The following is a 26937-nucleotide window of genomic DNA, read 5'->3' as shown; positions in this document are numbered from 1 at the left end:
AACAAGTGCTAGCTTCGCCCCATGCTCGGCCGCTATTACGAAGACTTCACCGTCGGTGACACGTATGACCACCCGCTCGGGCGCACCATTTCCGAAGCGGACAACACGTGGTTCACGCTCCTGACGCTGAACACCAATCAGAGCCACTTCAACGCTGACTACGCGGCCGGTACGCCGTACCAGAAACTGCTGGTGAACTCGACCCTGACGGTCGCGATCGTCACCGGCCTCTCGGTGCCGGACGTGAGCCAGCACGCTTTCGCGAACCTGGGCTGGGAAGAGATCAAGATGCCCAACCCGGTCTTCGTGGGCGACACCATCTACGCCAGGTCCACGGTTCTCGACCTGCGCGAGTCGAAGTCGCGGCCGTACGCCGGGATCGTGAAGGTCTTCACCACCGGTTTCAACCAGGACGGCGTCGACGTCATCACCTGGACCCGGACGATGCTCACCTACAAACGCGGCCACGGCCCCTCCAGTGCGCCTTGACCTGCAGCCCTGGGGCGAGACGATGGCCGAGCTGGTCGTCGCCGCCCGGGCTGCCGAGGCGGTTGGCGCCGGCGTGGTCTGGGCGCCCGAGCTGCACCGCAGCGCGTTCACCACGGCCGCGGCCCTGGCCACCGGCACCAGCAAGCCGGCCGGCGGCGAGGCCCGGATCGGCGTCGGCACCGGGATCGCCCTGGCGTTCGCCCGGTCCGCGATGCTGACCGCGACCGCCGCTGCCGACCTGGACGAGCTCGCCGAGGGCCGGTTCCGGCTCGGCCTCGGCACCGGTGTGGCCCGGCTCAACCAGGACTGGCACGGCGTCGAGTTCGAGCGTCCGTTGCAGCGGCTGCGGGACACCGTGGCGATCATCCGCAAGGTGCTGGCCGGCGGGGATCCGATCAACCACAAGGGTGTGCGGTCGATCCGGGTGCGGGGCTGGCGCAGGCCGTACGCCCCGGTCCGCGAGCACATCCCGATCTACCTGGCCGGGGTCGGCCCGGCGATGGTCGCGCTGGCCGGCGAGGTGGCCGACGGGTGGATCGCGCACGAGCTCTGCCCGCCGTCGGAGCTGCGCGACCGGATCTGGCCCGCGCTGACGCACGGCCTTTCCCGCAAATCCGATAAATCGGATTTGTCGGGCGCGGGAGAGGGCTCGGGAGAGGGCTCGGGCGTGGGAGAGGGCTCGGGAGAGGGCTCGGGAGAGGGCTCGGGCGAGGGTGGGGGCCCGGGCGTGGGTGAGGGCTCGGGCTCGGCGAGAGCCGGGTTCGACGTCGTCGCCGCTGCCTGCTGCTCGGTCGACGACGACCCCGCGGCCGCCCGGCGGCGTGCCGCCAACGTGGTCGGTTTCTACGCCTCGGTCCGCTCATACGCGGACATGTTCGGCGAGGCCGGGTTCGGCGACGTAACCCGGAGAGCCTCCGAAGCGCTGAAGAACGGCCGCCCGGCCGACGACCTCGGGCACCTCGTCCCGGACGAGATGGTCGACGCCTACACGATCGCCGGGACCCCGGCACAGTGCGCCGCGAAGATCGCCGCCTACGACGGCCTCGCCGACGCCATAAAGCTTTCCCCGCCCTCCTACGGCCTGCCCGCCGACGAGGTCCGGGGGTCACAGGACCGTCTGCTCGAACTGGTGGGGAGCCTGCGATGAGACCACTCGAGGACATCCGGATCATCGCCGTCGAGCAGTACGGCGCCGGACCGTTCGGCTCGGTGCACCTCGCCGACCTCGGCGCCGACGTCATCAAGATCGAGGAGCCGGGCACCGGCGGCGACGTGGGCCGGTACGTCCCGCCGTACGCGCAGGACGAGGACTCGCTCTTCTTCGAGACGTTCAACCGGGGCAAGCGGTCGGTCTCGCTGGATCTCGCCGCCCCGGCCGGCCGGGAGGTCTTCGAGGACCTGGTCCGGCACGCCGACGCGGTCTACTCCAACCTGCGCGGCGACGTCCCCGCGAAGATCGGCATCAGGTATGACCAGCTCAAGCACATCAACCCGAGCATCGTCTGCTGCTCGCTGACCGGCTTCGGGATGACCGGGCCACGAGCGGCACAACCCGGGTACGACTACATCCTCCAAGGCCTCGCCGGCTGGATGGACCTGACCGGTGAGCCCGGCGGACCGCCCGCGAAGTCCGGCCTGTCCATCGTCGATTACTCCGGCGGTTTCGTCGCCGCGATCTCCCTGCTGGCCGGCGTGCACGCGGCCCGCCGCGACGGCCGTGGCATGGACTGCGACCTCAGCCTCTTCGACACCGCGATCGGCATGCTCACCTATCCGGCAGCGTGGCACCTCAACGCCGGTTTCACTCCTGAGCGCACCCGCTATTCCGCGCATCCGTCGCTCGTGCCGTTCCAGCTCTTCGGTTCCGCCGACGGCTGGGTGGTGGTGGGCTGCGCCAAGGAGAAGTTCTGGCAGCGCCTGGTCACCGTCCTGGGCGTGGAGATCCTCACCGAGCCGCGGTTCGCCACCTTCGCCGACCGCCGCGAGCACGCCGCCGAGCTGTTGCCGTTGCTGGAGGGCATCTTCGCGACCCGGATCACCGCCGACTGGCTCGCCGTTCTGGAACCCGCAGGCATCCCGTGCGGCCCGGTCAACGACGTTGCCGCCGCTCTGCGTGATCCGCACACCCTCGCGCGCGGCCTCGTCGTGGAGACCGAACACCCGCGGTACGGCACGGTCAAACAGGTCGCCTCGCCGGTCCGGGTGGGCGATCAGCCGCCGGCTTATCGCCGGGCGCCCCGGCGAGGAGAAGACCTTGGGTACGTGTCCGAGCTGCTCGACTACTCGCCGGAACAGCTGGAGAAGCTCCGCTCGGCCGGCGCCTTCGGCAAGGTAACCGAGTGAACAACCGTCCCGCCGCGGTGGTGCTGGCGGAGTGGGCCGCCGGGCTCACCGACGACGACCTGCCCGCCGAAGTCGTCGACGCCGCCCGGGACCACCTGTTCGATGCGGTCGGCTGTGCCGTCGCCGGCATCCGCAGAGCCGCCGCCGATCCCGCGCTCACCGTCGCGCGCGGGCTCGGCGGCCCACCCGAGGCACGGCTGTTCACCGGTGAGCGGGTCGGCGCGGTGGCGGCCGCTTTCGGTAATGCGGTGGCGGTGCACGCCTTGGACTTCGACGACACGCACGCTGGTGGTCTTGTCCACGCGAGCGCGGTGTGCGTACCCGTGGCCCTGGCCGTGGGAGAACAGACCGTGGCTCGCGGCAGTGAGATGGTGGCCGCGCTGGTCGCGGGGTTGGAGATCATGTGCAGGTTGGGTGCCGCCGCGCCGCATGCGTTCCACGCGCGCGGCCTGCACGCGACATCGATGTGCGGGCCGGTCGCGGCCGCTGTCACCGCCGGGAAACTGCTCGGCCTGGACGCGGCGGCGCTGACGAACGCGATCGGCATCGCTGCCAGTGGCGCGAGTGGGCTGCTCGAATTCCTGCACAGCCCGGCCAGCACCAAACAGTTGCATCCCGGAACCGCCGCGGCGAACGGCATTCTCGCGGCTCGGCTGGCCGCGGCCGGAGCCAGCGGTCCGGACTCTTCGCTCGACGGTTCCTACGGACTTTTCCGCGCGCTCGCCGGGCGCGAACCGGACGTGGGCGCGCTGCTCGGTGAGCTGGGCCGCGCCGGGGTGAATGGGCGATGGGAAACCACCCGGATCGGGATCAAACCGTATCCGGCCTGCCAGCTCACTCATGCCTCGATCGACGCGGCCGGGGAATTCGCCGGCAGCGCGCCCGCCTCACTCACCGTGACCCTGCACCCGGATGCCGTGCCGATCGTGGCCGGGCCGGAGAAGCGGCGGCCACGCAGCGCCTACGAGGCGAAGTTCAGTGTGTACTGGTGTGTCGCCGCGATGGTGGTGGACGGCTGGGTCGACCTGGACACGTTCACCGATCTGGACCGGCCGGACGTGCTCGGACTGGCCTCCCGGATCACGGTGGTTCTCTCCGCCGACCGCTCGGTCGTGGCGGCGGACGCTCCCGGGATCGTCGACGGCGACGGGCGGGTGTCACGGGTGGAGCGCTCGACCGGTGGGGGAGCGCGTACCAAGGCCGCCGCGAATCTCGGACCGGGAGCGGGCGCGGTTTTCGCCGCCGATGACCCGGTCGCTCTGCTCGACGCTATCGAAGGGTGCCTCACGTGACCGTGTATCTGCCGGCGGTTGCCGGCTACGCAGCGCTTGCTGACGCCGGAGTCACCGTCACTGACGTGGTCCACGTGACCGAATATGTCACCTCCGCCGAGCTCTCGCTCGATGCGGAGCGCTCGGCCTATTTCGGTGATCACGTCGTGCCGATCTCCCGGGTCCCGGTCGAGGCGATCTACGGGTCCGGCGCCTCCTATGCCGTCGCCGTCACCGCTCATCCCGGTGGCGGGACGCTGCTCGCCGACGGTGACGACGTGCTGCGGGTCGCCGGAGGTGTGGTCTACCTGCCCAGCGTGCACACGGTCGAGGGCGACTTCCGGGATCAGTACCGCTGGTGCCTCACCCGGATCGCGGAGCTGCTCGCCGTCGCGGACCTGGACATGACGTCGCTGGTCCGGACCGTCGACTACACGGCCACCGCCACCCGTGCCGAATATCCGCGCTGCGGCCGGCCGCGCAAGGAGCTGCTTCCCGGCCCGGTGTACCCGGGCGCCGCCGGGATCCTGGTCGATGTGCCGGTCGCGCCCGGTGCGCAGGTGTCGCTCGACGCGATCGCCGCTTCCGGACCGCTGACGGTTCTCAATCCCGGCTGGGCCCGGTACGACACGCTCACCTACAAGCCCGCCGTCCGGGCCGGCGACACGATCTATCTGGCCGGGTTCGGTGCGCTCGATCCGGTCAGCCAGCTGGCGCTGCACGACGGTGACCTGGCCGCGCAGACCGAGTTCATCTACGCGAGCATCGAGACCGTGCTGGCTGCGGGGGGCGCAACCGGTTCTGAGGTGACCGCGCTTGTCGAGTACCTCACGCCGGCGGCGGTCCCGTCCTACGCTTCGACGCGCGCGTTGCGGGAGAAGTACTTCCCGAACGCGGCCGTCACCGCGGTGGTCTGTTCGGCGCTGCTGCGGCCGGAGTTCCTGCTGGAGACGGTGCCGACGGCGGTGCTGCGGTGACGCTGCTTTCCGCTTCGCTGCTCGACCGGATCGGCGAAGAGGCCGTCTACACCGCGCCGGAGCCGCTCGGGCGGGCCGCCATCCGGTACTTCGCGCTGGCCACCGGTGACACCGATCCGGCGCACCTGGCCGGCGACGTCGCCCCGCCGACGCTGATCTGCGAGACGAATCAATACGCGAACCTACCCCGGGACGCCGACGGTTATGCCGGGCACGGGTGGCAGCTGGACGTGCCCGGCACCCGGTTGGTGCGTGGGGGCAACTCCTATCGCTTCGAGCGGCCGGTGCTGCCGTCGACGGTGGTGACCGCCCGCTGGAAGCTCGCCGACATCACCGAGCGGGTCACCGGGAGCGGCAAGCGGATGCTCGTGGTCACCTCGGTCGCCACCTACACCGACCAGCACGGTCACGTCCTGGTTGTCAACGAGGAGTCGCTGATCTATGTCGAGCGGTGAGCTGGTGTTCGTCCGGACCATCGAGCTGCCGGACATGATCGCCTATGCGGGCGCTACCTGGGACTGGCACAGGCTGCATTACGACAGCTCGTACTTGGCTTCGCGGGGCCTGGACCGGCCGGTTGTCGACGGGCAGGTCTTCGGCGCCTACCTCGCGATCGCGTTGCGGGAGTGGTTCGGAGCGGGGGCGGTGATCGAGTCGCTGTCGTTCCGGTTCAAGAACCTGGTCTTCGCCGGGGAGACGATCCGCTGCGTCGGAGCCGTTTCTTCCGCTTCTTCCGACTCCGAGATCGAAGTTGACCTGAGGGTCGAGGTCGTCGGGGACGGGCGGACCGCGGTGGCTCCGGCCTCCGCGACCCTGACCCTGCCATGAGCGTCGCCATTGCCGGCGCCGCCGAATGTGACCTCGGCAAGACCGGCAAGTCCGTCCTGGAATTGCAGACCCAGGCGGTGACCCGGGCCCTCGCCGACGCCGGGCTCACCCTCGCCGACGTGGACGGGATCGCCACCAACGGGATCTCCCGCTTCTCGGCCACCCAGCTCGCGGACTATCTGGGGCTCCAGCCGGCCTGGAGCGACTCCAGCTTCGCCGGTGGTGCGGTCTTCGAGATGTACGTGGCGCGCGCCGCTCAAGCGATCACTTCCGGACAGTGTTCGACGGTTGTTATTTCGTACGCCAGCAATCAGCGCTCGGCACGCAGCCGCAAGCTGACCGGGGTTTACGAAGAAGGCACGCCGGAGGCGGCCTTCGAGGAGCCGTACCGCCCGCTGTATCCGATTTCGTATTACGCGATGGTCGCGCAGCGTTACCTGCACACCTACGGTCTCTCCCGGGCCGATCTGGCCGGTGTGGCGGTCGCCGCTCGGGACCGGGCGCAGCTCAACCCGGCTGCTTGGACCTATGGCAAGGGGCCGCTGACCGTCGACGAGGTCCTTCAAGCGCCGATGATCTCGTCGCCGTTCGGTGCGCTGGACTGCTGCCTTGTCACCGACGGTGGCGGAGCGGTGGTGCTGACGTCCCTCTCCCGTGCGCGCGATCTTCCCCGGCCTCCGGTCACGGTCCTGGGGTACGGCGAAGCGCTCACTCACACGGGCATGGCGACCGCACCGGACCTGCTGCGAACCGGGGCGATCGATTCCGGTCAGCGGGCGTTTGCCCGTGCGGGGTTGACGCCGGCCGATGTCGACGTGGTCCAGCTGTACGACGCGTTCACGATCTCGGTGCCGCTGGGTTTGGAGGCGCTCGGGTTCGCTGCGCCGGGCGCGGGACTTGCGGCCACCGTGCCGCACAACACCGGTGGGGGTGGGCTCGCCTACTGCCATCCCGGGCAGTTCGGGGTGTTGCTGCTGGTCGAGGCGGTACGGCAGCTGCGGGGGGAGTGCGGGGCGCGGCAGGTGCCGGATGCCTCGGTGGCGCTGGCCCACGGCACGGGCGGGATCTTCTCCAGCCACGCGACGGTCATCCTGGGGGTCGACCGGTGATTCTACATTTTTGCCGCACTTGTCAGAAATATCAGTATTACCCACGACCGATCTGCGTCGCCTGTGGTGGTGACGACCTCTGGCCCGTGGAAGCGGCCGGCACCGGGATCGTCGACAGCTTCACCGTGGTCCACCGTGCGGAGACGCCCTATACCGTCGCCCGGGTCCGGCTCACCGAAGGCCCGATCGTGCTGACCCATCTGATCGACGTCCCCGATCCCGTCTGCGATCAGCCCGTCCGACTCGACTGGCGCGACGGCCTACCGGTCTTCCGTCCCTCTCTCCCGGAGTAACGCATGGACTTCGAGCTTTCCGACGAGCAGCGGATGTACCGCGACGTTCTCCGTGACTTCGTCGACCGGGAGATCCGCCCGGTCGCGCAGGAGTGGGAGGCCTCCGGCCGGTATCCCACCGAGATCGTCGAGAAGATGCGGGCGCTCGGGCTGTTCGGTCTCACCGTGCCCGAGGAGTACGGCGGCCTCGGCGCCGACATGGTCAGCTTCGCCCTGACCTTCGAGGAGATCGCCAAGGGCTGGATGGGCATCGCCGGCATCCTCGGCAGTCACTCCCTGTCGTGCTGGCTGCTTGCCCGGCACGGCACACCAGAGCAAAAGGTGAAATATCTCCCGGACCTGGCGTCCGGAAAGCGTCGCACGGGCATCGCGCTGACCGAGCCGGACGCCGGCACTGATCTGCAGGGCATCGGCACGACGGCGGTCCGCGACGGTTCGGATTACGTGATCAACGGCCGGAAGACCTGGATCACCAACGCGCGGCACGCGGATCCGCTGCCCGTGCTGTGCAAGACGGATATTTCCGCTACACCTGCTCATAGGGGGATGTCCGTTCTCCTCGTCGAGGCCGGCACCCCCGGCTTCACCGTCGAGCGTGACCTGCCGAAACTCGGCTACAAGGGCACCGAGTCCTGCGAGGTCCTGTTCGAGAACGTCCGGGTACCCGCCACCCAGCTGCTCGGCGGCGTGGAGGGCCGGGGCATGCAGCAGGTGCTCTCCGGCCTGGAGACCGGGCGGATCAACGTGGCCGCCCGCGCCCTCGGCATCGCACAGGCCGCGTACGACGAGGCACTGCGGTACGCGGGCGAACGGCGCGCCTTCGGCCAGCTGATCGGCGAGTTCCAGGCCATCCAACTCAAGATCGCCGAGATGGCGGCGCAGGTGCAGGCGGCCCGGCTGCTCGTTTACTGGGCGGCGTCCCGCTCCGACGGCGGCCACCGGGTCGACATGGAAGCCGGCATGGCCAAGGCGTTCGCCTCGGAGGCCGCGGTGTTCTGCGCGCTGAACTCGATGCAGGTGCACGGCGGATACGGATATTCGAAGGAGTTCATCGTGGAACGCCTGTACCGCGACGCCCCGCTCATGATGATCGGCGAGGGCACCAACGACATCCAGCGCGTGGTGATCGCCCGCGCGCTGCTGGCCGGGAAGGCGTCCATCGGATGAGATCCTATCTGTACGTCCCCGGGAACCGCCCGTCGATGCTGGCAGCAGCGTTGACCCGGGGCGCCGACGCCATCATCGTCGACCTGGAGGACGCGGTACCGCCCGCGGAGAAGCTGTCCGCCCGCTCAGCAGTGGCGTCCTGGCTGTCCGCTCAATCCCCGGGTGCCGCGATCTTCGTCCGCGTCAACGTGGGCGCGGCCGGCCTGGACGACGCCCGGGCGGTGGTGACGGCGGCCTCCTCTGCGCTGCGTGGCCTGGTCGTGGCGAAAGCCTCGCTGGACCAGCTCGCCGCACTCACCACGATCCTGGACGAACTCGACCCGACGGGTGCGGTCACACTCGTACCCCTGCTTGAGACGCCGCAGGCGCTCCTGGCCGCGGCCGCCATCGCGAGCGCGCCGCGAGTCAGCAGGTTGCAGATCGGCGAAGCCGATCTAGCAGCCGAGCTGGGAGTCACCCTGGGTGAGGACGAGCGAGAGCTTCTTTTTGTACGCTCAGCCGTGGTCCTCGCCGCCGCGGCAGCCGGAATCGACCCCCCGGCCGCAGCGGTGACCACCGACTTCCGCGACCTGGAGTCCTTGCGGCGGACAACACTCGCGCTGAGGCGCCTGGGCTTCCGGGGGCGGGCCTGCATCCACCCGGCCCAGATCCCGGTGGTCCACGAGGTCTTCACCCCGTCAGCGCAGGAGGTGGCCGAGGCCCGCGACACGATCGACCGTTTCGAGGCGGCCGGCGGCGGCGTCTGCCTGGACGCCCGAGGCCGCATGGTCGACCTGGCCGTCGTCCGCGACGCCCGCCGCGTGCTGGCCGCAGCCCCCTGACCCGGCGCTCCCTCGGCCGGGCGCTCTCAGGGCCCGGCGCTCCTCGGCCCGGCGCTCCTCGGCCCGGCGCTCCTCGGCCCGGAGATCCCTTGGCTCGGTGGTCTCTTGGTCCGGTCCCTTGGCCCGGTGGCTCCTGACCTGGCGTTCTCTGACCTGGCCGCCTCTCCAGCGGCGCCGGGCGGGCGGCGCCGGGGCGGGCGGCGAACGAGGTGGACGGGTGGTGAGCGCGCACGTAAGCGCCTTGCGTGTGTTCGTAGCCCACTAGGCGGCGGTGAGCGCACGCGCAAATCCTCTAAATCGGGCGATCGGGGTGTGGAGCCTGCGATGAACGGGACGACTGGCGTGGATCACGTCGCACGTAACGGGCGATTGGCGTTGATGAGGCCGCACCCAACAGCACTGTGCGACTTCAGCTACGCCTGGGCCGAGATGGGGGCGCACGGACGGACTGCGTGAGGCTTCATCACCGCTGCTGGTTCCTTGTGTGTGCCGTGGTCCGGGTCGCGTAGGTTGGCGGCCATGGCGCAGGGCGGGCGGTATGAGCCGGAACGAATCAAGATGCTGGCTGACGCGGTCTTCGCGATCGCCATGACGCTGCTGGTGCTGGAGCTCAAGGTCCCCGAGGACGTGACCGGCGGTGAGCTCGGCCGGGCGCTCGCTGACAACGCCACGTCCTACGCCGCCTACGCGCTCTCGTTCTATGTGCTGGGGCTGGTCTGGCTCGGCCACGTCCGGCTGTTCCGCCGGGTCGAGTTCGCCGACGACTGGCTGCTCAGGATCAACCTGGCGATGTTGCTGTTCGTCGGGATCCTGCCGTTTCGCCGCGGTGGAACCGGAGGAAGTACGTGTCACGCTGGCCCGTTACCTCGCGGCCGCCTCGGTGTTCGCCGTCTCGGTACCTGTCGCTTTCGTGGCGCCCCGGTACGCCGCCTGGATCTGGTTGCTGCTGGCCGTCGCGCCCCAGCTGGCAGGCCGGGCAGGTAAAAAACAGAATTCGTCTGCATAGATCATTGCGCATCTGTTGTGATTCCAGGGAGGGTGCGAGGAATCCCAACGGAGGTGCTTTGTGGACTTGTCACGAACGCTGGCCGGACTCGGCACGGCGCTGCTGACCGCGGCGTTGCTCGCTGAGCCCGCTGCGGCCGCGCCCGGAGGCTCCCCCTCGAGCAGGGACTTCGGAAACGGCGCGGAACGCAACGAGGTCGCCGCTCTCAACCCGGTCAGCGCACTCAGCCGGACACTCGGCGTCCAGAGCATGGACAGCGCTCAAGGCCGGTGGACGCCCAAACTCAAAGGCTACCCACGCCAGAACCAGCTCACCGTCTATCCCGAGAACCCGGACGATCGTTCGATCAAGCTGGGGCTTATTCCGTACCATGGGATCGCGCCCAAGCTGAACGCCCTGCAGGACGTTTCCGACAAGGTCTCCGCCGAAGTGATCGGGAAGTCGGCCGGAGGCCGCGACCTGTACCTGGTGACGGTGACCGCGCCGGAGTCGGCCGCGGACGCGAAGAAGCAGGACTACTGGCGGAACCTGATCGAGGACAACCCGTGGGCGGCCAAGCGCGACAAAGCGCTGGCCAAGAGCTACAAGACCCCGGTCTGGATCAACGCGAACATTCACGGCAACGAGTGGGAGGGCACCGACGGCGCGCTGCGCGTCATCGAGCGCCTCGCCACCGCGACCGACGCCGCGACGGTGAACTTCCTCAAGAAGAGCCGCGTCTACGTGACCGTGACGAACAACCCGGACGGCCGGGTCGCCGGCACCCGGGCCAACGGCGCCGGTTTCGACATCAACCGTGATCACGCCACCAACGCCCAGCCGGAATCCCGCGCGGTGCGTGACGTGGTGATCGGGACGCAGCCGTTCGTGATGCTCGACGAGCACGGGTACACCGGGACGACGCTGATCGAGCCGGCCACCCCGCCGCACGGGCAGAACTACGAGTACGACCTCTACATCAAACACGCGCTGCCCAACGCGCTCGGCATGGAGGCGGCGATCCAGAAGCTCGGGTACGCCGAAACGACCCGCGCCGACATCCCGTTCCGGGATTATGCTCCCGGTGACTGGGACGACTGGCCGCCGATCTTCACCCCGATGTACGCGATCTACCAGGGCGCTGTCGGCCACACCGTGGAGATCCCGCTCGCCGTCAACAACGCGAACTACACCAACCTGCCGGTCGAGGAGCTGCGCCGCCGGTCGGCCATCAACACGGACGTCGCGGCCGCGACGATCGAGGCGGCCCTGACGTACGCGGACACCAACAAGGCGTCCCTGCTCGCCGGCCAGATCGAGCAGTTCCGCCGCGGCTGGGCGGGTGAGGCGTCACCGGTGATCCCGGACGGTTTCGTCGACGGGTTCGGCCCGGAGGACCGCTATTCGACGACGTTCCCGCGCGCGTACGTGATCCCCGCCGGGACGCCTGCCGCGGCCCGGCTGGTCAACCATCTGATCGACAATGATGTCCGGGTCACCAAGGCGCTGCACGGTTTCGCGCTGAACGGCCGTCGGTACGACGCCGGCACCTACCTCGTCGACATGCACCAGCCGAAGCGCGGGCTCGCCAACGTGCTGCTGGAGGCCGGCCGGGACATTTCCGACCTCGTACCGCAGATGTACGACATCTCCGGCTGGAGCCACGGCCTGCTCTGGGGCGCGACTGTCGACATCAGCCGCAACGCCGCGCCGAAGGTGTTCACCAAGCCGGTCGCCCACGCCGCTCTCGAAGGCTCGGTCGACGCCCGCAAGGGCAGCGCTCTCCAGCTGACGATCAAGGACGGCAACGACGTCCGCGCCGTGAACGAGCTGCTCACCCAGGGGATCAAGCTGCGTCGCACGGACGCGGCCACCGTCGTGGTCCCGGCCGAGGCGCGGCCCGAGGCCACTGCGTTGGCCACATCCTTGGGCGTACGCTTCAGCGCCGCCCCGAAGAACGTGAAGGGTGACGTCTTCGACCAGCCGGTGATCGCCGGCGCGGTCTCGGCCGATGAGCTGTTCGCGCTGAAGGAGATGGGCTTCGCCGTTCAGACGGTGTCGACGGCCCTGCTCAACGCGGGCGCTTCACTCAGTGAGACGGACACCCTGCTCGTCTCGTCCGGCCTGTCGTACGCGGGCCTGAACGCCACCGGCAAGGCCACTGTCGACGCCTTCCTGGCCCGCGGTGGTGGCGTGGTCACCCGGGGCGCAACCGGCGCCAACTTCAACGCGGCGACCAAGCTGCTGCCGGCGGTTGCGACGGCCGGCCGCGGCGACGCGAACGGCGTGGTGAACGTGGTGAATTCCGGCCCGATCGTCGGCGCCGGCTCGCTGCCGCACTCGTTCGTGTACTCGCCGCTCTGGTTCACCGGCAGCGGTTTCACGGTCGAGCAGCGGTACGGCGCGGTCCCGCTGGTCGCCGGTCACTGGCAGCCGAACGCGGCCGGCACGAACGGCCCGGCCCAGGCAGCCGGCCAGGCGGCCGTCGTCTCGGGCGCGACGGCGGGAGGCGGCAGCGCGGTGCTGTTCGGCACCGAGCCGTTGTTCCGGGCCCACCCGAAGGGCTTGTTCGCCCAGTACGCCCGAGCCCTCTTCTGGACCGCAAGCTAAGACCCGAACCCCGCCCGATCTTGTTGAGTTCTCCGGAAACGGTCCGTGTGAACTCGACAAGATCGGGCTCAGGGGCCCTCGACCACCACCGAGTTGGTGATGCGGTCGTGCAGCGCGCGGTGCTGCTCGCCGAAGATGAAGAAGCAGTCGATCCAGGCGAACGCGGTGAGCGTGACGATGTTCAGGGCCAGCTTCACGCAGACCTCGCGGACCGCCATCCGGCGGCGGCCGAGCGGCTGCCCGGTGCGGCCGTCGGTGACCACGTGCCCGAGCAGCCGTTGCGCCGGTGTCTGACCGGCCGGCCAGGTGAACATCGCCCAGATCAGCCAGCCTGCGCCGAGCGTGACCGCCAGCAGCAGTACGTCGAGCAGCCCGGCTATGATCCGCCGCCCCGGCGTGACGAGCGATCGGGCCCGCACGAAGCCGTCCGTGATCGGTGGAGCCCATCCGTAGGGCATCTGGCGGGGATCGGTCATGGTCACGCCTCTCGTCCGTCGTGGTTGCCCACCCTCTTGCAGACCCCCGGGTAGGGCAATACATCGGACGAGTGGCTGGTCGGACGAGTGCTCAGCTGAAGCTGAACTCGCCGCCGTAGTCGCGGGTGTGGTCGCGGTAGACGGTGTGGTAGTGGATCTGGTCCTGGATGACGATGCCGTTCTGGCAGACGAACTCGACCCAGACGCTGGGGCCGTCGATGCGTACGTAGTCGGCGTGGTTGGTCAGGCCGGTGGTGCCGGACCAGGCGATATAGGTTTCGTCGATCTCGGACTCGTAGGTTTTCATCAGGGCCTCGGCGGTGGCGTCGTCGGCGCCCGCGACCCAGGGCTTCACCGCGGCCAGGACCAGCTTCTTCTGGTCGGCGGTGAGGTCCTTGACGGCCAGGCCTTCCTTGGTGGCCGGGAACTTGCCATCCTCGCCGGGGCCGACCAGGACGTCGCTGTAGGTCTGTGCGAGCTTGGCCTTCGCCAGCTGTGACTCGCTCAGGCTGCCGGTCATCGCGAGCAGGGCCTGCAACATGTCGTCCATCGGGGCATACGTGGTGCTGCCCTCGGTCCAGCTGGTCGGCTCGACGCCGATGAAGAACGGGGAGGCGCCGGCGACCTGGCCGGACTTGTACGTCAGGTTCACGGCCAGGTGGTGGCCGCCGAAGTGGAGCTGCCAGGTGCCGTCGGCGCTGGGTGCGCCGAGGAAGGCCAGGAAGTAGGTGCCTTCGGAGTAACCGCTGTCCGCGCCACCGGGTCCCCCCTGGCCCCCGCCGGGAGCGCCGGAGGCATCCGTGCCGCCGGGGAAACCGCCGCCGGGGCCACCGGAGGCATCCGCGCCACCGGGGAAACCGCCGCCGGGGAAGCCGCCGTCAGGTCCGCCGGATGGGAGTGCGCCGCCGGGGAAACCGCCGCCGGGTGCGCCGGAGGGCTGCGTGCCCCCGCCGCCCGGGCCGCCGCCGTTGCCGCTGGCCTGGATGCCGTTGAGGTATTCGTCGGCGAGCATGATCTCTTCGACGCGCTGGTAGCCGGTTCCCTCGCCGGTTCCGAGGGCCGTGTTCAGCACGCTCTTCGCAGCGGCCAGCTCCTCGGCGTCCAGGTCGCCGAACTTGATGCCGGGACGGCAGGTGGAGCCGCACGGGAGATTCGACCAGGCGGTGGCGTTCTCCGTGGTCAGCTCCAGCTGGGCCTTCGCCTTCTCGGTGTCGTCCAGGGTCGCCAGGAACGCGTTTGCCGCCGCAACGACACCGGTGACGTTCTTGTCATAGGACTTGACCTCGTAGGTGGCCTTGTCCTCGCCGGAATCGGTGCAGGCCGCGGTGGCGAGCAGGAGCATCAGAGCGGCCAGGCCTACTCGTCGGCGGCGAGGGGGAACCGGCAGAGGGCCGGGATGCGACACGGGTGACTCCTTCAAATCCGCTGACGATTGCTCGGCGAATCATTGACAATCTTGTCAGCAAATATCAAGGAATCGGCGACATTCAAAGGACTTTGCTAGCCGATTCGGATGCTCCGCATAGGAACCAGCCCCCAGCCCTCCAGCCCCAGCCCTCCAGCGTGTTGATTTAGGGTGCGATGCAAACCTGAAGTCCACACGCAGCGGCCGTTTCGCGGGGTGCGTGTGGACATGGGGTGCGGAGCGAACCCTAAATCAACACACTGGATCGTGAGTTGACGCCGGCGGTGGGCCTTGTGAGTTTCGGGTCGGTTCGATGGCGCAACTGCACACCGTCGTCCACTCAAGTGAATTGACCAGCGGGTGGGCTTTGGGTGTACCCAATTATTCTTGGGAGTGGGATTCCCAGGTGGCGAACATGTCGGCGTAGCGGCCGGAGGCCGCGAGCAGGGCGCTGTGCGGGCCGGATTCGATGATGCCGCCGCTGTCGACGACGATGATGCGGTCGGCGCGGACCGCTGTGGAGAGCCGGTGGGCGACCAGGATGGCGGTGCGGCCTTCGAGGAGGCGACCGATGGCGGCTTCGACGCGGAGTTCGGAGCGCAGGTCCAGGCTGGAGGTGGCTTCGTCGAGGACGACGACGCGGGGTTCGGCGACGAAGACGCGGGCCAGGGCGATGAGCTGGCGTTCGCCGGAGGAGACGGACTGGCCGCGTTCGTGCAGGATCGTGTGCAGGCCGTCGGGGGAGCGGTCGACCAGGTCGCGCAGGCCGACGGCGTCGACGGCGGCTTCGACCACCTCGTCGGGGACCTCCGGGCGAGCGAAGGCGATGTTGTCACGCAGCGTTCCGGCGAAGAGGAACGGTTCCTGCGGGACGACACCCACCTGGCGGTGCAGCGAGTCGAGGGTGACGTCGCGCAGGTCGTGGCCGTCGATCAGGACGGTTCCGGAGTCGGGGTCGTAAAGGCGCGCCACCAGCTTCGCGAGGGTGGACTTGCCGGCGCCGGTCGGTCCGACGCAGGCGATGGTCTCGCCGGCCGTGATGCGCAGGCTGACATCGCGGAGGACCGGGCGCTCCGGGAAGTAACCGAACGTGACGCCGCGCATTTCGATCTCCCCGGTGATGGGCGGGAGATCGGTCGCGGACGGCTTTTCCCGGACGGTCGGTTCCGTTGTCAGAAGGCCGCGTAGCTTGCCCAGTGCGGCGCGGGCCTGCTGATAGTTCGTGTAGAGCTGGACCAGCTGCTGGACCGGCTGGAAGAACGCGTTCAGGTAGAGCACGAACGCGGTCAGCTCGCCGATCGTGAGCGTGCCGCGCAGGACCATCCGGCCGCCGATCAGCAGCAGTGCGGCCAGACCGAGCAGGCCGATCACCGAGGTGCCCGGGCCGTAGATCGCGTTGATCCGGCCGGTGTGGTCGTTGGCGTCGCGGTACGCACCGACGACGCCCCGGTGCTCGACGACGTTGCGGTCCTGCTGGTTGTGCGCGGTGATGACGCGGACGCCGTACAGACTCTCGGACAGGTGCGAGAACAGCGACGCGATGGTGTCGCGCTGCCGGTTGTAGGTGACGTCGGCGGCGCGCCGGAACCAGAGCGAGATCAGGAGCAGCGGCGGGACGACCAGCAGCAAGGTGATGAGAGTGAGCAGCCAGTTGTAGTGGATCAGGACCGCTGTCACCACGACCATCGTGAGGCCGTGGATCAGGAACTGGGCGAACCCCTCCTGGAGGAGTTGTTGCAGGGCCTCCACGTCGGAGGTCATCCGGGTCATGGTGACGCCGGCTTTTTCTTTCGTGTAGAAGTCGAGGCTGAGGCGTTGCAGGTGGGAGAAGATGCGGATTCGCAGGTCGCGCATGGCGTACGCGGCCAGGCGGCCGGATTGGCGGATCCGGACGCCGGAGGCGAGCGCTGTCAGTCCCACTGACGCGAGGAAAGCGGTGGCCGCGACTACGAGGATCGTCGGGTTATTTCCCGAAATGCCGTGGTCAATGCCGATCTGGACCAGGAGCGGGCCGGATTGGAGCAGGAGGGCTTCGATCACTACCGCGATGGCGGCGGTGATCAGGAGCGTGGGGCGGCCGGAGAGCAGCCCCCACAGGGTCAGGCCCGATTTTTCGGGTTGTTGGGTGAAAGTGCCGGACGGCGCGGGCACGCTCGGTTCGCTCGCCTCCAGCTTGGCGATCGCCACGGCCAACTCCGGCGGCACACCCGTGAACGGACCACGAGAGCCCGTCCCGCCCATGCCCCGGACCCCGCCCGAACCCGGACCTCCACCAGGCCCGCCGAACCCGCCGCCGAACATGCTCACGCGACAACCGCCTGACTCGCCAGAACTTTCCGGTACTTTTCCGAACTCGCCAGCAGCTCCACGTGCGTCCCGTCCGCCGCCACCCGCCCGTCCTCGATCAGGATCACCCGGTCAGCCAGCCCGATCGTCGCGAGCCGATGCGCCACCACGATCGTGGTCCGCCCCTCCATCAGCCCTCGCAGCGACTCGTGGATATCGTGCTCGACCCGCACGTCAACCGCGCTGGTGGCGTCGTCCAGGATCAGAACCGGCGGGTTGACCAGCAGCGCCCGCGCGATCGCCACCCGCTGCCGCTGCCCGCCGGAGAGGGTGTACCCGCGTTCGCCGACCACCGTGTCGTACCCCTCGGGCAGCTCCCGGATGAACCCGTCGGCCCCTGCCGCGCGTGCCGCCGCCTCCACCTCGTCGCGGCTCGCGCCCGGCCGGCCGAACGCGATGTTCGCGTGCAGCGACACCGAGAACAGGAACGGCTCGTCCGGCACGATCCCGACCCGGTCCCGCAGCGTTGCGAGCTGATAGTCCCGGACGTCCTGCCCGTCGAGCAGCACCCGCCCGTCGTCCGCGTCGTAGAAGCGGGCCGCCAGCTTGCCGACCGTCGACTTGCCGGACCCGGTGGCGCCGACCAGCGCCACCGTCTCACCGGGGGAGACGCGCAGGTCCAGGCCGTCGAGAGCCAGCGTGCCGTCCGCATAGGAGAAACGGACGCCCTCGAACCGCAGATCGCCGCGAGGAGGCGGGGCAGCCGTGTCCGGCTTCTCCGCGATATCGGACGGGGTGTCCAGGATGTCGTAGATGCGCTGTGCCGACGCCGCTGCCCGCTGACCCATCATGATGATCATCCCGAGCATCCGGAACGGCGGCATCAGCATCAGCACGTACGAGTTGAACGCCACGATCGTGCCGACCGTCGCGTTACCGTCCAGCACCATCAGCCCGCCGACCAGCAGCACCAGCGCCAGCCCGACCCGCGACAGGTTGTCCATCACCGGCATCCACCGGCTGCGGATCCGCGCGTCAGTGGTGTACGCCCACCGCACCCCGTCCGCCGCCTCGGTGAGCCCGTCGATCTGCCGCTGCTCGGCCGCGAACGCCTTGACGATCCGGACACCCTGGATGTTCTCGTCGACCACTGTCGCCACCCCGGCCAGCCGGGCCTGGATCAGCCAGGAGACCGGGAAGATCGCCTTGCGCATCCGTACGCCGAGAAACCCGATCACCGGCATGGCCGCCATCGCCACCACGGCCAGCGGTGCGTTGATCGACAGCATCAGGGCGAACGCGATCACGGCGATCGTGCACTGCACCAGGATCGACGGGCCGAACGCCAGGTACATCTGCACGGCCCGGATGTCGCTGGTGGCCCGGGACATCAGCTCACCGGACTGGACCCGGTCGTAGAAGCCGTACGACATCCGCATCAGGTGGCCGAAGACGATGTTCCTGAGGTCGTACTCCAGCTCGTAGGCCGTACGCAAGAGATAGAGCCGGGCCAGGAAGTTGATGACACCCTGGGCGACCGCGAGCGCCGCGATGAGCCAGACATAGCGGGTCAGGTCCTCGGTGCGGTCGATCAGCGCCCGGTCGATGCCGATCCGGACCAGGTCGGGGATCTGCACCTGGACGATGAGGCCGATGAAGGAGAGCACCAGAGACGTGATCAGCAGCGTGCGATGCGCCCGGACCAGCGGCCAGGCCCGCCGTAACCAGCTCTTGCCCTTGTCGGGGTGGATGCCGGCCTTGGGGGCCCGGCGTGGCGGGGAGATCACGATGTTTAGCCTAGCTAACGATCGGAATTTCTCAACTGCATAAAAGTCGGGCCGATTATGGGTGCATGCTCCGTCGTCTGGTGTGCCTCGCCGTTGTCGCCACTCTCGGCGTCGCGACGCCTGCTCACGCGGCCGCCGTGACCGAGACCGGCACCGTCGGCTGGATCGCCGACGGGGACACGCCCCGCGTCGACGTGCACGGCGACGGCACCAGCGAGCTCAAGTCGATCCGGGTCATCGGCATTCAGGCGATGGAACAGACGACGTACTCGCCCACCCCGTCGAAGCGGCGCGGCGAGTGCCATGCGCTGGCCGCGACCGCGCGGGTCGAGCAGATGGTCAAGGCCGGGGGAGCGAAGGTACGCCTCACCGCCCTGAAAGCCTCCAGCAGGAGCGGCGACCGCGCGCTCCGCTCGGTGGCCGTGAAGATCGACGGCAAGTGGCAGGACGTCGGCCTGGATCTGGTGAGCCGTGGCCTCGCGCTGTGGCTGCCGTTCTCCGGCGAGTGGACGTGGGACCAGCGCTATCTGGCGGCGGCCAAGGCTGCTGCAGCCGCGCATCGAGGGCTTTACGACACCGACAGCTGTGGTGCCGGACCTGCTCAGAACGCCGGGCTGACGGTGTCGGTGAGTTACGACCCGCCCGGCTCCGACGCCGGCAATCTGAACGGCGAGTGGATCCGGGTGCACAACCCGTCCTCGTCGGCTGTCAGTCTGGCCGGCTGGTGGGTGCGCGATTCGGCGTACCGTCGCTATGTCCTGCCGAAAGGCGCGACCGTCGCAGCGGGCGGTTCGCTGACCGTGCATGTGGGCTCGGGCCGCAACACCGCGACCGACTACTACTGGGGCCTGCCCCAGCCGATCTTCACGAACGTCGACCCGGCCAACCACGGTTACGGCGACGGCGGTTACCTGTTCGACCCGCAGGGCGACCTACGGGCCTGGCAGATCTACCCCTGAGCGCGTGATCCGGGTGGTCCGACGGTGATCCGGATCAGCGTGCCGTAACGGTCACTCAGCTGTTCGGCGATGGCGGGCGGGATGTCGCCGTCGAGGCGTACCGCGCAGATCGCCGGGTCGATGACGATGCCGTACCCACTGGCGCCGATGTCGCCGGCCGCTACCTCGGCACGGACTCGCTCCAACTCGGGGCGGGTGGTGTCGCAGGTGACCACGCGGTGCTTTCGGCCACCCAGTTCCGCCGCCAGATCGGCGACCGCCTTCCCCGGATCGGTACCGGCGGTCAGCGCGATCACGAGGGCGCCGTCCGAGCCGGCGGTCAACCCGACGAATCGGGCGGTGTCGGCGGTGATCCGCTGGCTCAGCGGGTCGCCATCGGTGTTCATGGCGGTCTTCGGGTCGGTGCCGGCCGACGCCTGGGCGGAGGCTGGCACCGGGTCGCCGGCGGAGCGTCCGCATGCGGACAGGAGCAGCGCGAGACAGCACAGGCCGATAGCGGTACGAGCCTGGAGGAACGGCATGACTGCGGCCTCCGCGGTCGAGTTCGTCGGATGTTTTGCCTCAGGAAGGGCCGGCGTTGCCGTTGCGCCAGTGCCTCCGGCACAGCACCCGGTACGTCACCTCGGCCGCCTCGTCGATGTCGCCGACCGCCACCTGGGCACCCGACCGCGCGACCCGGCCGTCCTCGATCCGCGCGTTCTGCCGGCCCGGCCGCCCGCACCAGCAGGTCACCTCGACCTGCAGCGACACGATCCGGTCAGCGAGCTCCAGAAGCCGCTGCGAGCCGGGGAACAACCGCGACATGAAGTCCGTCGAGATCGCGTAGCAGTCGACGTCGACGTGCAGGTCGTCGACCGCGAGGGCCAGCTCCTCGACCTGCTCGGGCCGGAGGAACTGCGCCTCGTCGACGATCACGAACCCGCCGGCCGGCACCTGCTCCTGGATCAGCGTGAGCAGGCCGGTCTCGCCGTTCACCTCGATCGCGTCGGCCATCACGCCGAGCCGCGACGAGAGCACCCCGCTGCCGGCCCGATCCATGCTGGTCAGCAGCACACCGGGACGACCGGCCTGCCGCCGGTTGTACGCGTTCTGCAACGCCAGCGTCGACTTACCGGCCCCCATGCTCCCGTGGAAAAGGGTCAGCTCGTGAAAGACCGGGGCCACCGCCCGCGCACGCGGGATGACAACGGGTTGAGCCACGAATGAACCTTCCTCGCAATTGCTGGGGGCCGGTACACGCTACCTGGCGCCGCCGGAGCTCTCTTCGGCCTCCCGCTTGAACGGGTCACCGTACAAACGGAGTGCCCTTCGGGCGAACGCCTGCTGCTGGGTGGCCACTCGTTCCGACCTTCCCCGGCCCAGGAAGCTGACCGCCCAGTGCAGCACCGCTGTCACCCGGTTCTTGAATCCGACCAGGTAGAAGAGGTGCACCGCGACCCATACCACCCAGGCCGGGAAGCCGGACAGGTGCACCTTGCCGATGCTCGCCACCGCCGAGAACCGGGAGATCGTGGCCAGGCTGCCCTTGTCGAAGTACTTGAACGGCTGCTTGTCCGGCTTGCCCGCCAGCCGCCGCTTGATCTGGTCGGCGGCGTGCTGCCCGCTCTGGATCGCGACCTGCGCCACACCGGGCAGCGGCCGGCCGTCCTCGCCGGCCAGGTTCATCATGTCGCCGAGCACGAAGATCTCCGGGTGCCCCGGCAGGCTGGTGTCCTTCTCGACGAACACCCGGCCGGCCCGGTCGGTTTTCGCCCCGGTCGCCTCGGCCAGCTTCGTGGCGACGGTCGGCGCGGACACGCCGGCCGCCCAGACCTTCGTCATCGTGGGGATCCGCTCCCGGCCGTTCTCGGTCTCCACCTCGATGCCGGTGGTGTCCACGCCGACGACCTTGGTGTTCAGCCGTACCTCGACGCCGAGCTTCTCCAGCTGCTGCTTGGCGCGCCCGGAGAGGCGGTCGCCGAACGTGTTCAGCACCGCGCCGACCGCGTCGACAAGCAGAATCCGCGACTTGCGGGTGTCGATGTGCCGGTACTGGTCCGGCAGCGTCCGGTGCGCCAGCTCGGCGATCTGCCCGGCCATCTCGGTGCCGGTCGGCCCGGCCCCGACGATGACGAACGTGAGCCAGCGCTCCTTGTCCGCCTCCTCGGTCTGCAGATCGGCCACCTCGAACGCCCCGAAGATCCGGGCACGCAGCTCCAGCGCGTCGTCGATGCTTTTCATGCCTGGCGCGTACTCAGCGAATTCGTCATTCCCGAAATACGACTGCGAGGCCCCCGCCGCCACGATCAGCGTGTCGTACTCGACGGTGTAGTCGATCCCCGGCCCATTGACCGACACAAACTTGTTCTCGACGTCGACATCGTTGACCCACCCGAGCCGCACATCGACGTTCTTCTGCCTCTTGAGCACCTCACGAATAGGCGGCGCCACCTCACCCTCAGAGAGGATGCCGGTCGCCACCTGGTACAGCAGCGGCTGGAAGAGGTGGTATGCCGTCCCGTTGATCAGGGTGATCTCCACATCCGCCCGGCGCAGCGCCTTGATGGCGAACAACCCCCCGAAACCAGCCCCGACGACTACCAAACGATGACGCATGCTCACTCCTCCGCATAGGGCACCCACGACCACACTGGTATGCCCCGGCCTTCAACGGAAGTCACATTCATTTAGTACGGGTCAACATCACTCCCAAACGCAGCCATACCTCCCGTGGCCACCCCGCGCCCCAGGACTCCCCTCCCGCCCGAGGCGCGGGCATCCGGCCATGCCGGACGCCGCGCCCCAGCGCCCACCCGCGGTGGTCCAGCCCGCGCCCACCGGTTACTCCCCACGCGACCCCAGCCGCCGGCCGGGGCCGGACGCCAGCGTGTCCCGAGTGCGGATTGCGCCTCAACTCGACACGGTGGGTGGAGTTGGGGTGAGGGTGGAGGCGTGGGAGAGCCAGCGGGCTACCACCGCCAGCTCGGCGGGGGTGAAGCCGGCTGTCAGGTGGTTGTTCAGGTCGTGGACCACGGCGCGGGCTGTTGCCGCCGCCTCGCGGCCCTGCGGTGTCAGGGTCAGCCGGACCGCGCGGGCATCCGACTCATCCGGTGACTTCTCGATGAATCCCGACTTCTCGAGGCGGGTGATCAGGCCGCTCATTCCTGACGCCGAGGCGCACAGGGCCGCCGTCACGTCGCCCACCAGCGCGTTGTCGTTGGACGCCAGAAAGAACAGGACGCCGGCGCCGGCCGCGCCGATGCCGGTGCCGCCTGAGCGGCCGTCGATCCAGCGGCGTACGGCTCGTTCGGCGGTCATCATCTCGAAGACGAGTCGCGGCGTGCTCATCGGACCTGCTTCTGGAGCCAGGTGAGCAGCTCCGGCCAGAGGGTGTCCTGGACGCCGCGGCGCAGGAAGCCGTGGTGGCCGATGGCGGACACCCCGCCGTCGGACGGGGCGTAGGTCCGCCGTTCCACCTGGGTGGCCGTGAGATAGCTGGTCAGCAGGTCGATCCGCGAGGGAATGGCCCATTTGTCGTCGGTGAAGCCGACGGCCAGGACCGGCGGGGTCACCGTCGCGGCCTTCTCCGCCGCGTTCATGGCCGGGTCGTCGAAGAAGTAGTTGTCCAGACGGGCCCACTGACCCCACTGCCTCATCGCGGCCGCCGGAATGTCCTCACCCAGGCCGAGGCGGCGGGCCGGCACATATCCGAGTGTGACGGCCAGAGCGGGGCCGAGCACGTGCAGCAGGAGCCTGACCCGGCGGCGTTCGGGGATGGCGGCCGCTGACGCGGCGTGGGAAGCGAGCAGGACGATGCCGGACAGGCCGGCGGTGCCGTTGCCGAGAGCGAGGGCGTGCCCGCCGATGCTGTGTCCGATCGCGAGTCGCGGCAGGCCGGGGAAGCGGGCCGCGGTCCAGTCGGCGACGGCCGGGACGTCGTACTCGATCCAGTCGCGCATGCCGAGGCCGCGGTTGGCGCGCGGTGAGCCGGAGCGGCCGGTGCCGCGGTAGTCGTACGTGACCGTGGCGATGCCGTTGTCGGCCAGGTAGGTCGCGAAGTTCGTGTAGAACCGCTCCGGCGTAGCTGTCGCGGAGTGGATGACCAGCGCGGCGGTGGGCTCGTCGTCGGGTTCCCGCAGCGTCCCCACGATCTGCCCGACCCGGACCTCAGTATTTCGCATGCGAACAATTTACGGGAGGGCTTTGGGCGTACCCAAGGGTCTGGAACGTTTCAAGCAAGCGCGGCATAATCGCCTGGCATGAGTCGCGTGTGTTTCACCCTTCAAGTGGATCCCGGCAAGCTGGACGCCTACCGCGAGGTGCATGCCGCGGTGTGGCCGGAGATGCTGCGGGCGCTCGCTGACACCGGCTGGCGTGACTATCGGCTGTACCTGCGGCCGGACGGACTGCTCGTCGGTTTCCTGGAGACCGACGACTTCGCGGCGGCGCAGGAGGCAATGGCGAAAACCGAGGTCAACGCACGCTGGCAGGCGGCGATGGCGGAGTTCTTCCCGACCCTGCAGGACGCACGCCCGGACGAGGGGATGCTCGTCCTCGAGCAGGTTTTCCACCTGGAGGAACAGCTCGACAGGCCTTGAGGAGCAGCTCGGCAAGCTTTGACAAGCAGGGCTGAGTGATGGCGGGGGCCGACTACCTTGGGTGCATAGTAGACAGAGAGGTGTCGATGCCCCGAATCCCTCGCTCGCTGCTGACCGTGAACGTGATTCTGCGCCTGGCGGCGGTGCTGCTGGCCGCGATCATCGTGGTGCGTGTGCTGTTCGCCGGAGCCGACGGCTTCTACTCGATCGTGCTGGTGGTCGGTGCGATCGGCGCCATCTACGGCATCGGGTACGCGATCTCGGCGATCCGGGCGTTCCTCGCCAAGGCAGCCGCAGCGGCGGATCCCGAGTCCCCGCTGCCCGCGCTGCTGGCGGACCGGTCCCGGGCTCAGGTGCTGGCGGTGCTGGCCCTGGTGATCCTGGTGGTGCACGCCGGCATCACCGGGTACGTCGGCATCTGGACGATCCTGGTAGCGGTCCTGCTGGCCGCCGTCGCGGCGCTGCTCAGTGCGAACCTGCGGCTGGTCGCGCTGATCGGCGGCACCGCCGTGGTGTTCGCTACGGCCACCGTCTTCGTCGAGAGCGCGTTCAGCGGCAGCGCCGAGGCCCGGGCGCTGGCCGTGTCGGTGGCCGCCGTGGTCCTGCCGGTGCTGGTGTCGGAGAAGCTGACCTCGCTGATCAAGCTGCCGTCATTGACCGCCACTCACCAGGTCGTCCTCGCGGTGCTCACGCTCACTCTCAGCTTCCTCGGCTGGACCAGGGCGGACTGGCTGCCCGGTGTCGTGCACAGCTGCTACACCCTGCCCACCTCGAACGGCATCACCGTGCTGCGGGCGACCGCCGACGGCTCCCGCTGTTACGGACTGCTCGACACCGCCGACCCGGGTGTGTTCGTGCCGGCCGGGTTCGGCAAGGACCCGGTCACCGTGAAGCTCGAACGGGCGATCCTCGCGAACAACCGGCCGGTGAAGGACGGCGACCTGACCGTGGTGTGGATGGGCGCGCTCTCCTGCGACCCGCTGCCCGGCGACGAGACGAAGTGCGCGGACGGCCGTGACTACCCGTCGGAGCGGGACCAGCTGCGGGCCCTGCTGTTCGCCCAGACCCATCTGAAGAACGTGCACGTGGTGATCGCCGACGCCACCCAGGACGTACGCCACGCCGACGACATCGCCGCGCTGATCGTCGAACGCAAGGCGGCGCTCGGCAAACGTCTCGTCGTGATCGGCGGCGGGGACAGCCGGGACACCACGCAGCGGGCGATCAACCGGATCCTCGACGCCGGGATCCCGTTCATCGCGCCGAACCTGCTCGCCGACCTGGGCGCCCCGGGCAAACCGTTCGTGGACCGGCCCGGTTATCTCCAGCTCGCCCCGGCGAACCTGGCTTACGCGAAGGACACCGTGACCCGGTTGTCCCAGCGGTTCGCCGACGGCTTCAAGATGGACATCTACGCGCAGCCGAATCCGACCGACCTCTACACCACATCGCTGGTCAACGACCTGCTGTCGGCGGTGAAGGACGCACCCGGCTCCACCGCGCGGCACGTTGCCTCCCTCGACGGGATCACCTGTGAGCAGGACACGGTTCTCTACTTCGCCGATCGATGGACCCGGTTCGCCGACTTCGTCCAGCGGATCAAGGATGTCTGCGGGCACGCCCGGCCGCACATGGTGATCGCCGACGGCTCGGTGGGCCGCTTCATGGCGAACTACCAGCTCCGCGCGGTCAGCAACGCCGACTGGCCGGTCGACTACTACGTCGGCGGTCCGGGCTGCTCGGACCTGAGCCCCGAGATGTACACGACGCTCACCGAGCAGATCTACCGGTCCGGTGACGTCCTCGGCCTGCGCGCCGGCGAGACATTCGCCTGCGCCGACCGGGCCGCCGGCGCTCGCGACCGCCAGCTCCTCGACGCCTGCACCCTGGACGCCGCCGCGAAACTGCAGAGCCAGCCCTGCCGCCCCAACGACCTGGGTAACTTCCTGATCCCGGCCTGGGACGCGGTGCTGCTGGCCGACGCCCTGCTGCCCGCCCAGCCGGTGCCGCTGACAGCGCTCACCCTGAAGCCAACAACGCTGTCCACCGGCGTGCAGGCCGAGGTCCAGCAGGGCCGCCTGGCCGACGCGACCGTGCCGATCCTGCTCTGGCACGTGGACCCGCTCAACGACCCGAGCCGCATCTGGGAGCGCCCCAGCGACCAGCTCCGGCTGCCGACCGACGCGACCGGACCGGTGGTGGTGGGAAATGGCCGCTGACCCGCACATCCATGTCGACGCCCAGCTCGGCGGTCAGGTCGCGTCCCGGCGAATCCTCGCTTCGGCTTTCGGCCTGGCGGCCGATTTGCCGCCGACCGTGCGCACCGGTTGCGGCCAGGAGGTGCCCAGGGCCATGACTTCGGTACGCCCGGAAAGCGTCACCTGCCTCGCCTGCCGCCGTTTCGCCTGCCACGCACACACCCAGCTGGCCATCCAGGTCGAGTCCTTCGGGGCGATGCCGGGCAGCCCTCTGTCAGCAGCCCAGGCAACCGAAGCGGCAGCCCACCACCGAGCCCTCGCCCACCGCTTCGCCGCAGAGTGAGAGTCACCGCCGG

26 protein-coding genes are annotated in these 26937 nt (G+C 69.1%); 17 read left to right on the top strand and 9 right to left on the bottom strand.

Annotated elements, in window-relative coordinates; translation table 11 throughout:
- The first annotated feature begins 21 nt into the window (after window positions 1-21).
- From ACQP2E_RS26515 to ACQP2E_RS26455, 13 genes are all read left to right on the top strand, one after another.
- Window positions 22-489: a MaoC family dehydratase gene (locus tag ACQP2E_RS26515; RefSeq protein ID WP_433825655.1), complete on the top strand. Its 468-nt coding sequence runs from the start codon at window positions 22-24 to the stop codon at window positions 487-489.
- Window positions 479-1636: an LLM class flavin-dependent oxidoreductase gene (locus ACQP2E_RS26510; RefSeq protein WP_433825654.1), complete on the top strand. Its 1158-nt coding sequence runs from the start codon at window positions 479-481 to the stop codon at window positions 1634-1636. The genes ACQP2E_RS26515 and ACQP2E_RS26510 overlap by 11 nt, the downstream gene beginning before the upstream one ends.
- Window positions 1633-2832, top strand: a complete 1200-nt coding sequence (locus ACQP2E_RS26505; RefSeq protein ID WP_433825653.1) for a CaiB/BaiF CoA transferase family protein — start codon at window positions 1633-1635, stop codon at window positions 2830-2832. Before ACQP2E_RS26510 ends, ACQP2E_RS26505 begins: the two co-directional genes overlap by 4 nt.
- The gene (locus ACQP2E_RS26500; protein WP_433825652.1) at window positions 2829-4124 is read left to right on the top strand and encodes an MmgE/PrpD family protein; all 1296 of its coding nucleotides are present in this window, start codon (window positions 2829-2831) and stop codon (window positions 4122-4124) included. Before ACQP2E_RS26505 ends, ACQP2E_RS26500 begins: the two co-directional genes overlap by 4 nt.
- Entirely contained in the window at window positions 4121-5080 is a 960-nt protein-coding gene (locus ACQP2E_RS26495) for a RidA family protein (RefSeq protein ID WP_433825651.1), read from the top strand. The genes ACQP2E_RS26500 and ACQP2E_RS26495 overlap by 4 nt, the downstream gene beginning before the upstream one ends.
- Window positions 5077-5535 (top strand): FAS1-like dehydratase domain-containing protein, encoded by a 459-nt coding sequence (locus ACQP2E_RS26490; RefSeq protein ID WP_433825650.1) that lies wholly within the window; start codon window positions 5077-5079, stop codon window positions 5533-5535. The genes ACQP2E_RS26495 and ACQP2E_RS26490 overlap by 4 nt, the downstream gene beginning before the upstream one ends.
- Window positions 5522-5908 carry a MaoC/PaaZ C-terminal domain-containing protein gene (locus ACQP2E_RS26485; RefSeq protein WP_433825649.1) on the top strand — a complete coding sequence of 129 codons (387 nt, stop codon included), beginning with the start codon at window positions 5522-5524 and terminating at the stop codon, window positions 5906-5908. Before ACQP2E_RS26490 ends, ACQP2E_RS26485 begins: the two co-directional genes overlap by 14 nt.
- Entirely contained in the window at window positions 5905-7017 is a 1113-nt protein-coding gene (locus ACQP2E_RS26480) for a thiolase C-terminal domain-containing protein (protein ID WP_433825648.1), read from the top strand. The genes ACQP2E_RS26485 and ACQP2E_RS26480 overlap by 4 nt, the downstream gene beginning before the upstream one ends.
- Before the next feature lie 86 nt (window positions 7018-7103).
- Window positions 7104-7310, top strand: a complete 207-nt coding sequence (locus ACQP2E_RS26475; RefSeq protein ID WP_433825647.1) for a Zn-ribbon domain-containing OB-fold protein — start codon at window positions 7104-7106, stop codon at window positions 7308-7310.
- A 3-nt stretch (window positions 7311-7313) separates the two neighbouring features.
- The gene (locus ACQP2E_RS26470) at window positions 7314-8477 is read left to right on the top strand and encodes an acyl-CoA dehydrogenase family protein (protein WP_433825646.1); all 1164 of its coding nucleotides are present in this window, start codon (window positions 7314-7316) and stop codon (window positions 8475-8477) included.
- Window positions 8474-9298, top strand: coding sequence for an HpcH/HpaI aldolase/citrate lyase family protein (locus ACQP2E_RS26465; protein ID WP_433825645.1), 825 nt, complete (start codon window positions 8474-8476; stop codon window positions 9296-9298). The genes ACQP2E_RS26470 and ACQP2E_RS26465 overlap by 4 nt, the downstream gene beginning before the upstream one ends.
- Window positions 9299-9817: 519 nt before the next feature.
- A complete protein-coding gene (locus ACQP2E_RS26460) occupies window positions 9818-10282 on the top strand; it encodes a TMEM175 family protein (protein WP_433825644.1) in 465 nt (154 codons plus the stop codon).
- Between the two features lie 82 nt (window positions 10283-10364).
- A complete protein-coding gene (locus ACQP2E_RS26455; protein WP_433825643.1) occupies window positions 10365-12893 on the top strand; it encodes a M14 family zinc carboxypeptidase in 2529 nt (842 codons plus the stop codon).
- A 68-nt stretch (window positions 12894-12961) separates the two neighbouring features.
- Here ACQP2E_RS26455 and ACQP2E_RS26450 read toward each other — a convergent pair whose 3' ends face one another.
- The 4 genes from ACQP2E_RS26450 to ACQP2E_RS26435 all read right to left on the bottom strand — a co-directional run bounded on the left by ACQP2E_RS26450 (window position 12962) and on the right by ACQP2E_RS26435 (window position 18847).
- Window positions 12962-13369: an RDD family protein gene (locus tag ACQP2E_RS26450; protein WP_433825642.1), complete on the bottom strand. Its 408-nt coding sequence runs from the start codon at window positions 13367-13369 to the stop codon at window positions 12962-12964.
- Window positions 13370-13460: 91 nt separating this feature from the next.
- The gene (locus ACQP2E_RS26445; protein ID WP_433825641.1) at window positions 13461-14774 is read right to left on the bottom strand and encodes a DUF3500 domain-containing protein; all 1314 of its coding nucleotides are present in this window, start codon (window positions 14772-14774) and stop codon (window positions 13461-13463) included.
- Window positions 14775-15155: 381 nt separating this feature from the next.
- A complete protein-coding gene (locus ACQP2E_RS26440) occupies window positions 15156-16961 on the bottom strand; it encodes an ABC transporter ATP-binding protein (protein ID WP_433825640.1) in 1806 nt (601 codons plus the stop codon).
- A gap of 116 nt (window positions 16962-17077) precedes the next feature.
- Window positions 17078-18847, bottom strand: a complete 1770-nt coding sequence (locus tag ACQP2E_RS26435; protein WP_433825639.1) for an ABC transporter ATP-binding protein — start codon at window positions 18845-18847, stop codon at window positions 17078-17080.
- A 65-nt stretch (window positions 18848-18912) separates the two neighbouring features.
- Here ACQP2E_RS26435 and ACQP2E_RS26430 point away from each other — a divergent pair, with 65 nt between their 5' ends.
- Window positions 18913-19806, top strand: coding sequence for a lamin tail domain-containing protein (locus ACQP2E_RS26430; RefSeq protein WP_433825638.1), 894 nt, complete (start codon window positions 18913-18915; stop codon window positions 19804-19806).
- Here ACQP2E_RS26430 and ACQP2E_RS26425 read toward each other — a convergent pair.
- The 5 genes from ACQP2E_RS26425 to ACQP2E_RS26405 form a co-directional block, all read right to left on the bottom strand.
- A complete protein-coding gene (locus ACQP2E_RS26425; protein ID WP_433825637.1) occupies window positions 19797-20327 on the bottom strand; it encodes a hypothetical protein in 531 nt (176 codons plus the stop codon). The two genes, ACQP2E_RS26430 and ACQP2E_RS26425, sit on opposite strands and share 10 nt — an antisense overlap.
- A gap of 40 nt (window positions 20328-20367) precedes the next feature.
- A complete protein-coding gene (locus tag ACQP2E_RS26420; protein ID WP_433825636.1) occupies window positions 20368-21006 on the bottom strand; it encodes a thymidine kinase in 639 nt (212 codons plus the stop codon).
- A 39-nt stretch (window positions 21007-21045) separates the two neighbouring features.
- Entirely contained in the window at window positions 21046-22401 is a 1356-nt protein-coding gene (locus tag ACQP2E_RS26415) for an NAD(P)/FAD-dependent oxidoreductase (RefSeq protein ID WP_433825635.1), read from the bottom strand.
- A 294-nt stretch (window positions 22402-22695) separates the two neighbouring features.
- Window positions 22696-23133, bottom strand: coding sequence for a MarR family winged helix-turn-helix transcriptional regulator (locus ACQP2E_RS26410; protein WP_433825634.1), 438 nt, complete (start codon window positions 23131-23133; stop codon window positions 22696-22698).
- Window positions 23130-23966, bottom strand: coding sequence for an alpha/beta hydrolase family protein (locus ACQP2E_RS26405; protein ID WP_433825633.1), 837 nt, complete (start codon window positions 23964-23966; stop codon window positions 23130-23132). The genes ACQP2E_RS26410 and ACQP2E_RS26405 overlap by 4 nt, the downstream gene beginning before the upstream one ends.
- A gap of 78 nt (window positions 23967-24044) precedes the next feature.
- On the opposite strand from ACQP2E_RS26405, the gene ACQP2E_RS26400 reads away from it, so the two are divergent.
- The 3 genes from ACQP2E_RS26400 (at window position 24045) to ACQP2E_RS26390 (ending at window position 26924) form a co-directional block, all read left to right on the top strand.
- A complete protein-coding gene (locus ACQP2E_RS26400) occupies window positions 24045-24383 on the top strand; it encodes an L-rhamnose mutarotase (RefSeq protein WP_433825632.1) in 339 nt (112 codons plus the stop codon).
- Between the two features lie 86 nt (window positions 24384-24469).
- Window positions 24470-26602: a hypothetical protein gene (locus tag ACQP2E_RS26395; protein WP_433825631.1), complete on the top strand. Its 2133-nt coding sequence runs from the start codon at window positions 24470-24472 to the stop codon at window positions 26600-26602.
- A complete protein-coding gene (locus tag ACQP2E_RS26390) occupies window positions 26592-26924 on the top strand; it encodes a hypothetical protein (RefSeq protein ID WP_433825630.1) in 333 nt (110 codons plus the stop codon). Before ACQP2E_RS26395 ends, ACQP2E_RS26390 begins: the two co-directional genes overlap by 11 nt.
- Window positions 26925-26937 lie beyond the last annotated feature (13 nt).

This window comes from Actinoplanes sp. CA-015351 (assembly GCF_050955685.1).
GTDB lineage: Bacteria > Actinomycetota > Actinomycetes > Mycobacteriales > Micromonosporaceae > Actinoplanes.
The sequence above is the reverse complement of the archived record's forward strand: the minus strand, read 5'-3'. Positions and strand labels throughout refer to the sequence as shown.

Excerpts from the sequence above, each read along its gene's own strand:
- ACQP2E_RS26515 (WP_433825655.1), top strand. The coding sequence starts at position 22 with ATGCTCGGCCGCTATTACGAAGACTTCACCGTCGGTGACACGTATGAC.
- ACQP2E_RS26505 (WP_433825653.1), top strand. The coding sequence starts at position 1,633 with ATGAGACCACTCGAGGACATCCGGATCATCGCCGTCGAGCAGTACGGC.
- ACQP2E_RS26485 (WP_433825649.1), top strand. The coding sequence starts at position 5,522 with ATGTCGAGCGGTGAGCTGGTGTTCGTCCGGACCATCGAGCTGCCGGAC.
- ACQP2E_RS26480 (WP_433825648.1), top strand. The coding sequence starts at position 5,905 with ATGAGCGTCGCCATTGCCGGCGCCGCCGAATGTGACCTCGGCAAGACC.
- ACQP2E_RS26470 (WP_433825646.1), top strand. The coding sequence starts at position 7,314 with ATGGACTTCGAGCTTTCCGACGAGCAGCGGATGTACCGCGACGTTCTC.
- ACQP2E_RS26465 (WP_433825645.1), top strand. The coding sequence starts at position 8,474 with ATGAGATCCTATCTGTACGTCCCCGGGAACCGCCCGTCGATGCTGGCA.
- ACQP2E_RS26460 (WP_433825644.1), top strand. The coding sequence starts at position 9,818 with ATGGCGCAGGGCGGGCGGTATGAGCCGGAACGAATCAAGATGCTGGCT.
- ACQP2E_RS26450 (WP_433825642.1), bottom strand. The coding sequence starts at position 13,369 with ATGACCGATCCCCGCCAGATGCCCTACGGATGGGCTCCACCGATCACG.
- ACQP2E_RS26430 (WP_433825638.1), top strand. The coding sequence starts at position 18,913 with ATGCTCCGTCGTCTGGTGTGCCTCGCCGTTGTCGCCACTCTCGGCGTC.
- ACQP2E_RS26425 (WP_433825637.1), bottom strand. The coding sequence starts at position 20,327 with ATGCCGTTCCTCCAGGCTCGTACCGCTATCGGCCTGTGCTGTCTCGCG.
- ACQP2E_RS26415 (WP_433825635.1), bottom strand. The coding sequence starts at position 22,401 with ATGCGTCATCGTTTGGTAGTCGTCGGGGCTGGTTTCGGGGGGTTGTTC.
- ACQP2E_RS26410 (WP_433825634.1), bottom strand. The coding sequence starts at position 23,133 with ATGAGCACGCCGCGACTCGTCTTCGAGATGATGACCGCCGAACGAGCC.
- ACQP2E_RS26405 (WP_433825633.1), bottom strand. The coding sequence starts at position 23,966 with ATGCGAAATACTGAGGTCCGGGTCGGGCAGATCGTGGGGACGCTGCGG.
- ACQP2E_RS26400 (WP_433825632.1), top strand. The coding sequence starts at position 24,045 with ATGAGTCGCGTGTGTTTCACCCTTCAAGTGGATCCCGGCAAGCTGGAC.
- ACQP2E_RS26395 (WP_433825631.1), top strand. The coding sequence starts at position 24,470 with ATGCCCCGAATCCCTCGCTCGCTGCTGACCGTGAACGTGATTCTGCGC.
- ACQP2E_RS26390 (WP_433825630.1), top strand. The coding sequence starts at position 26,592 with ATGGCCGCTGACCCGCACATCCATGTCGACGCCCAGCTCGGCGGTCAG.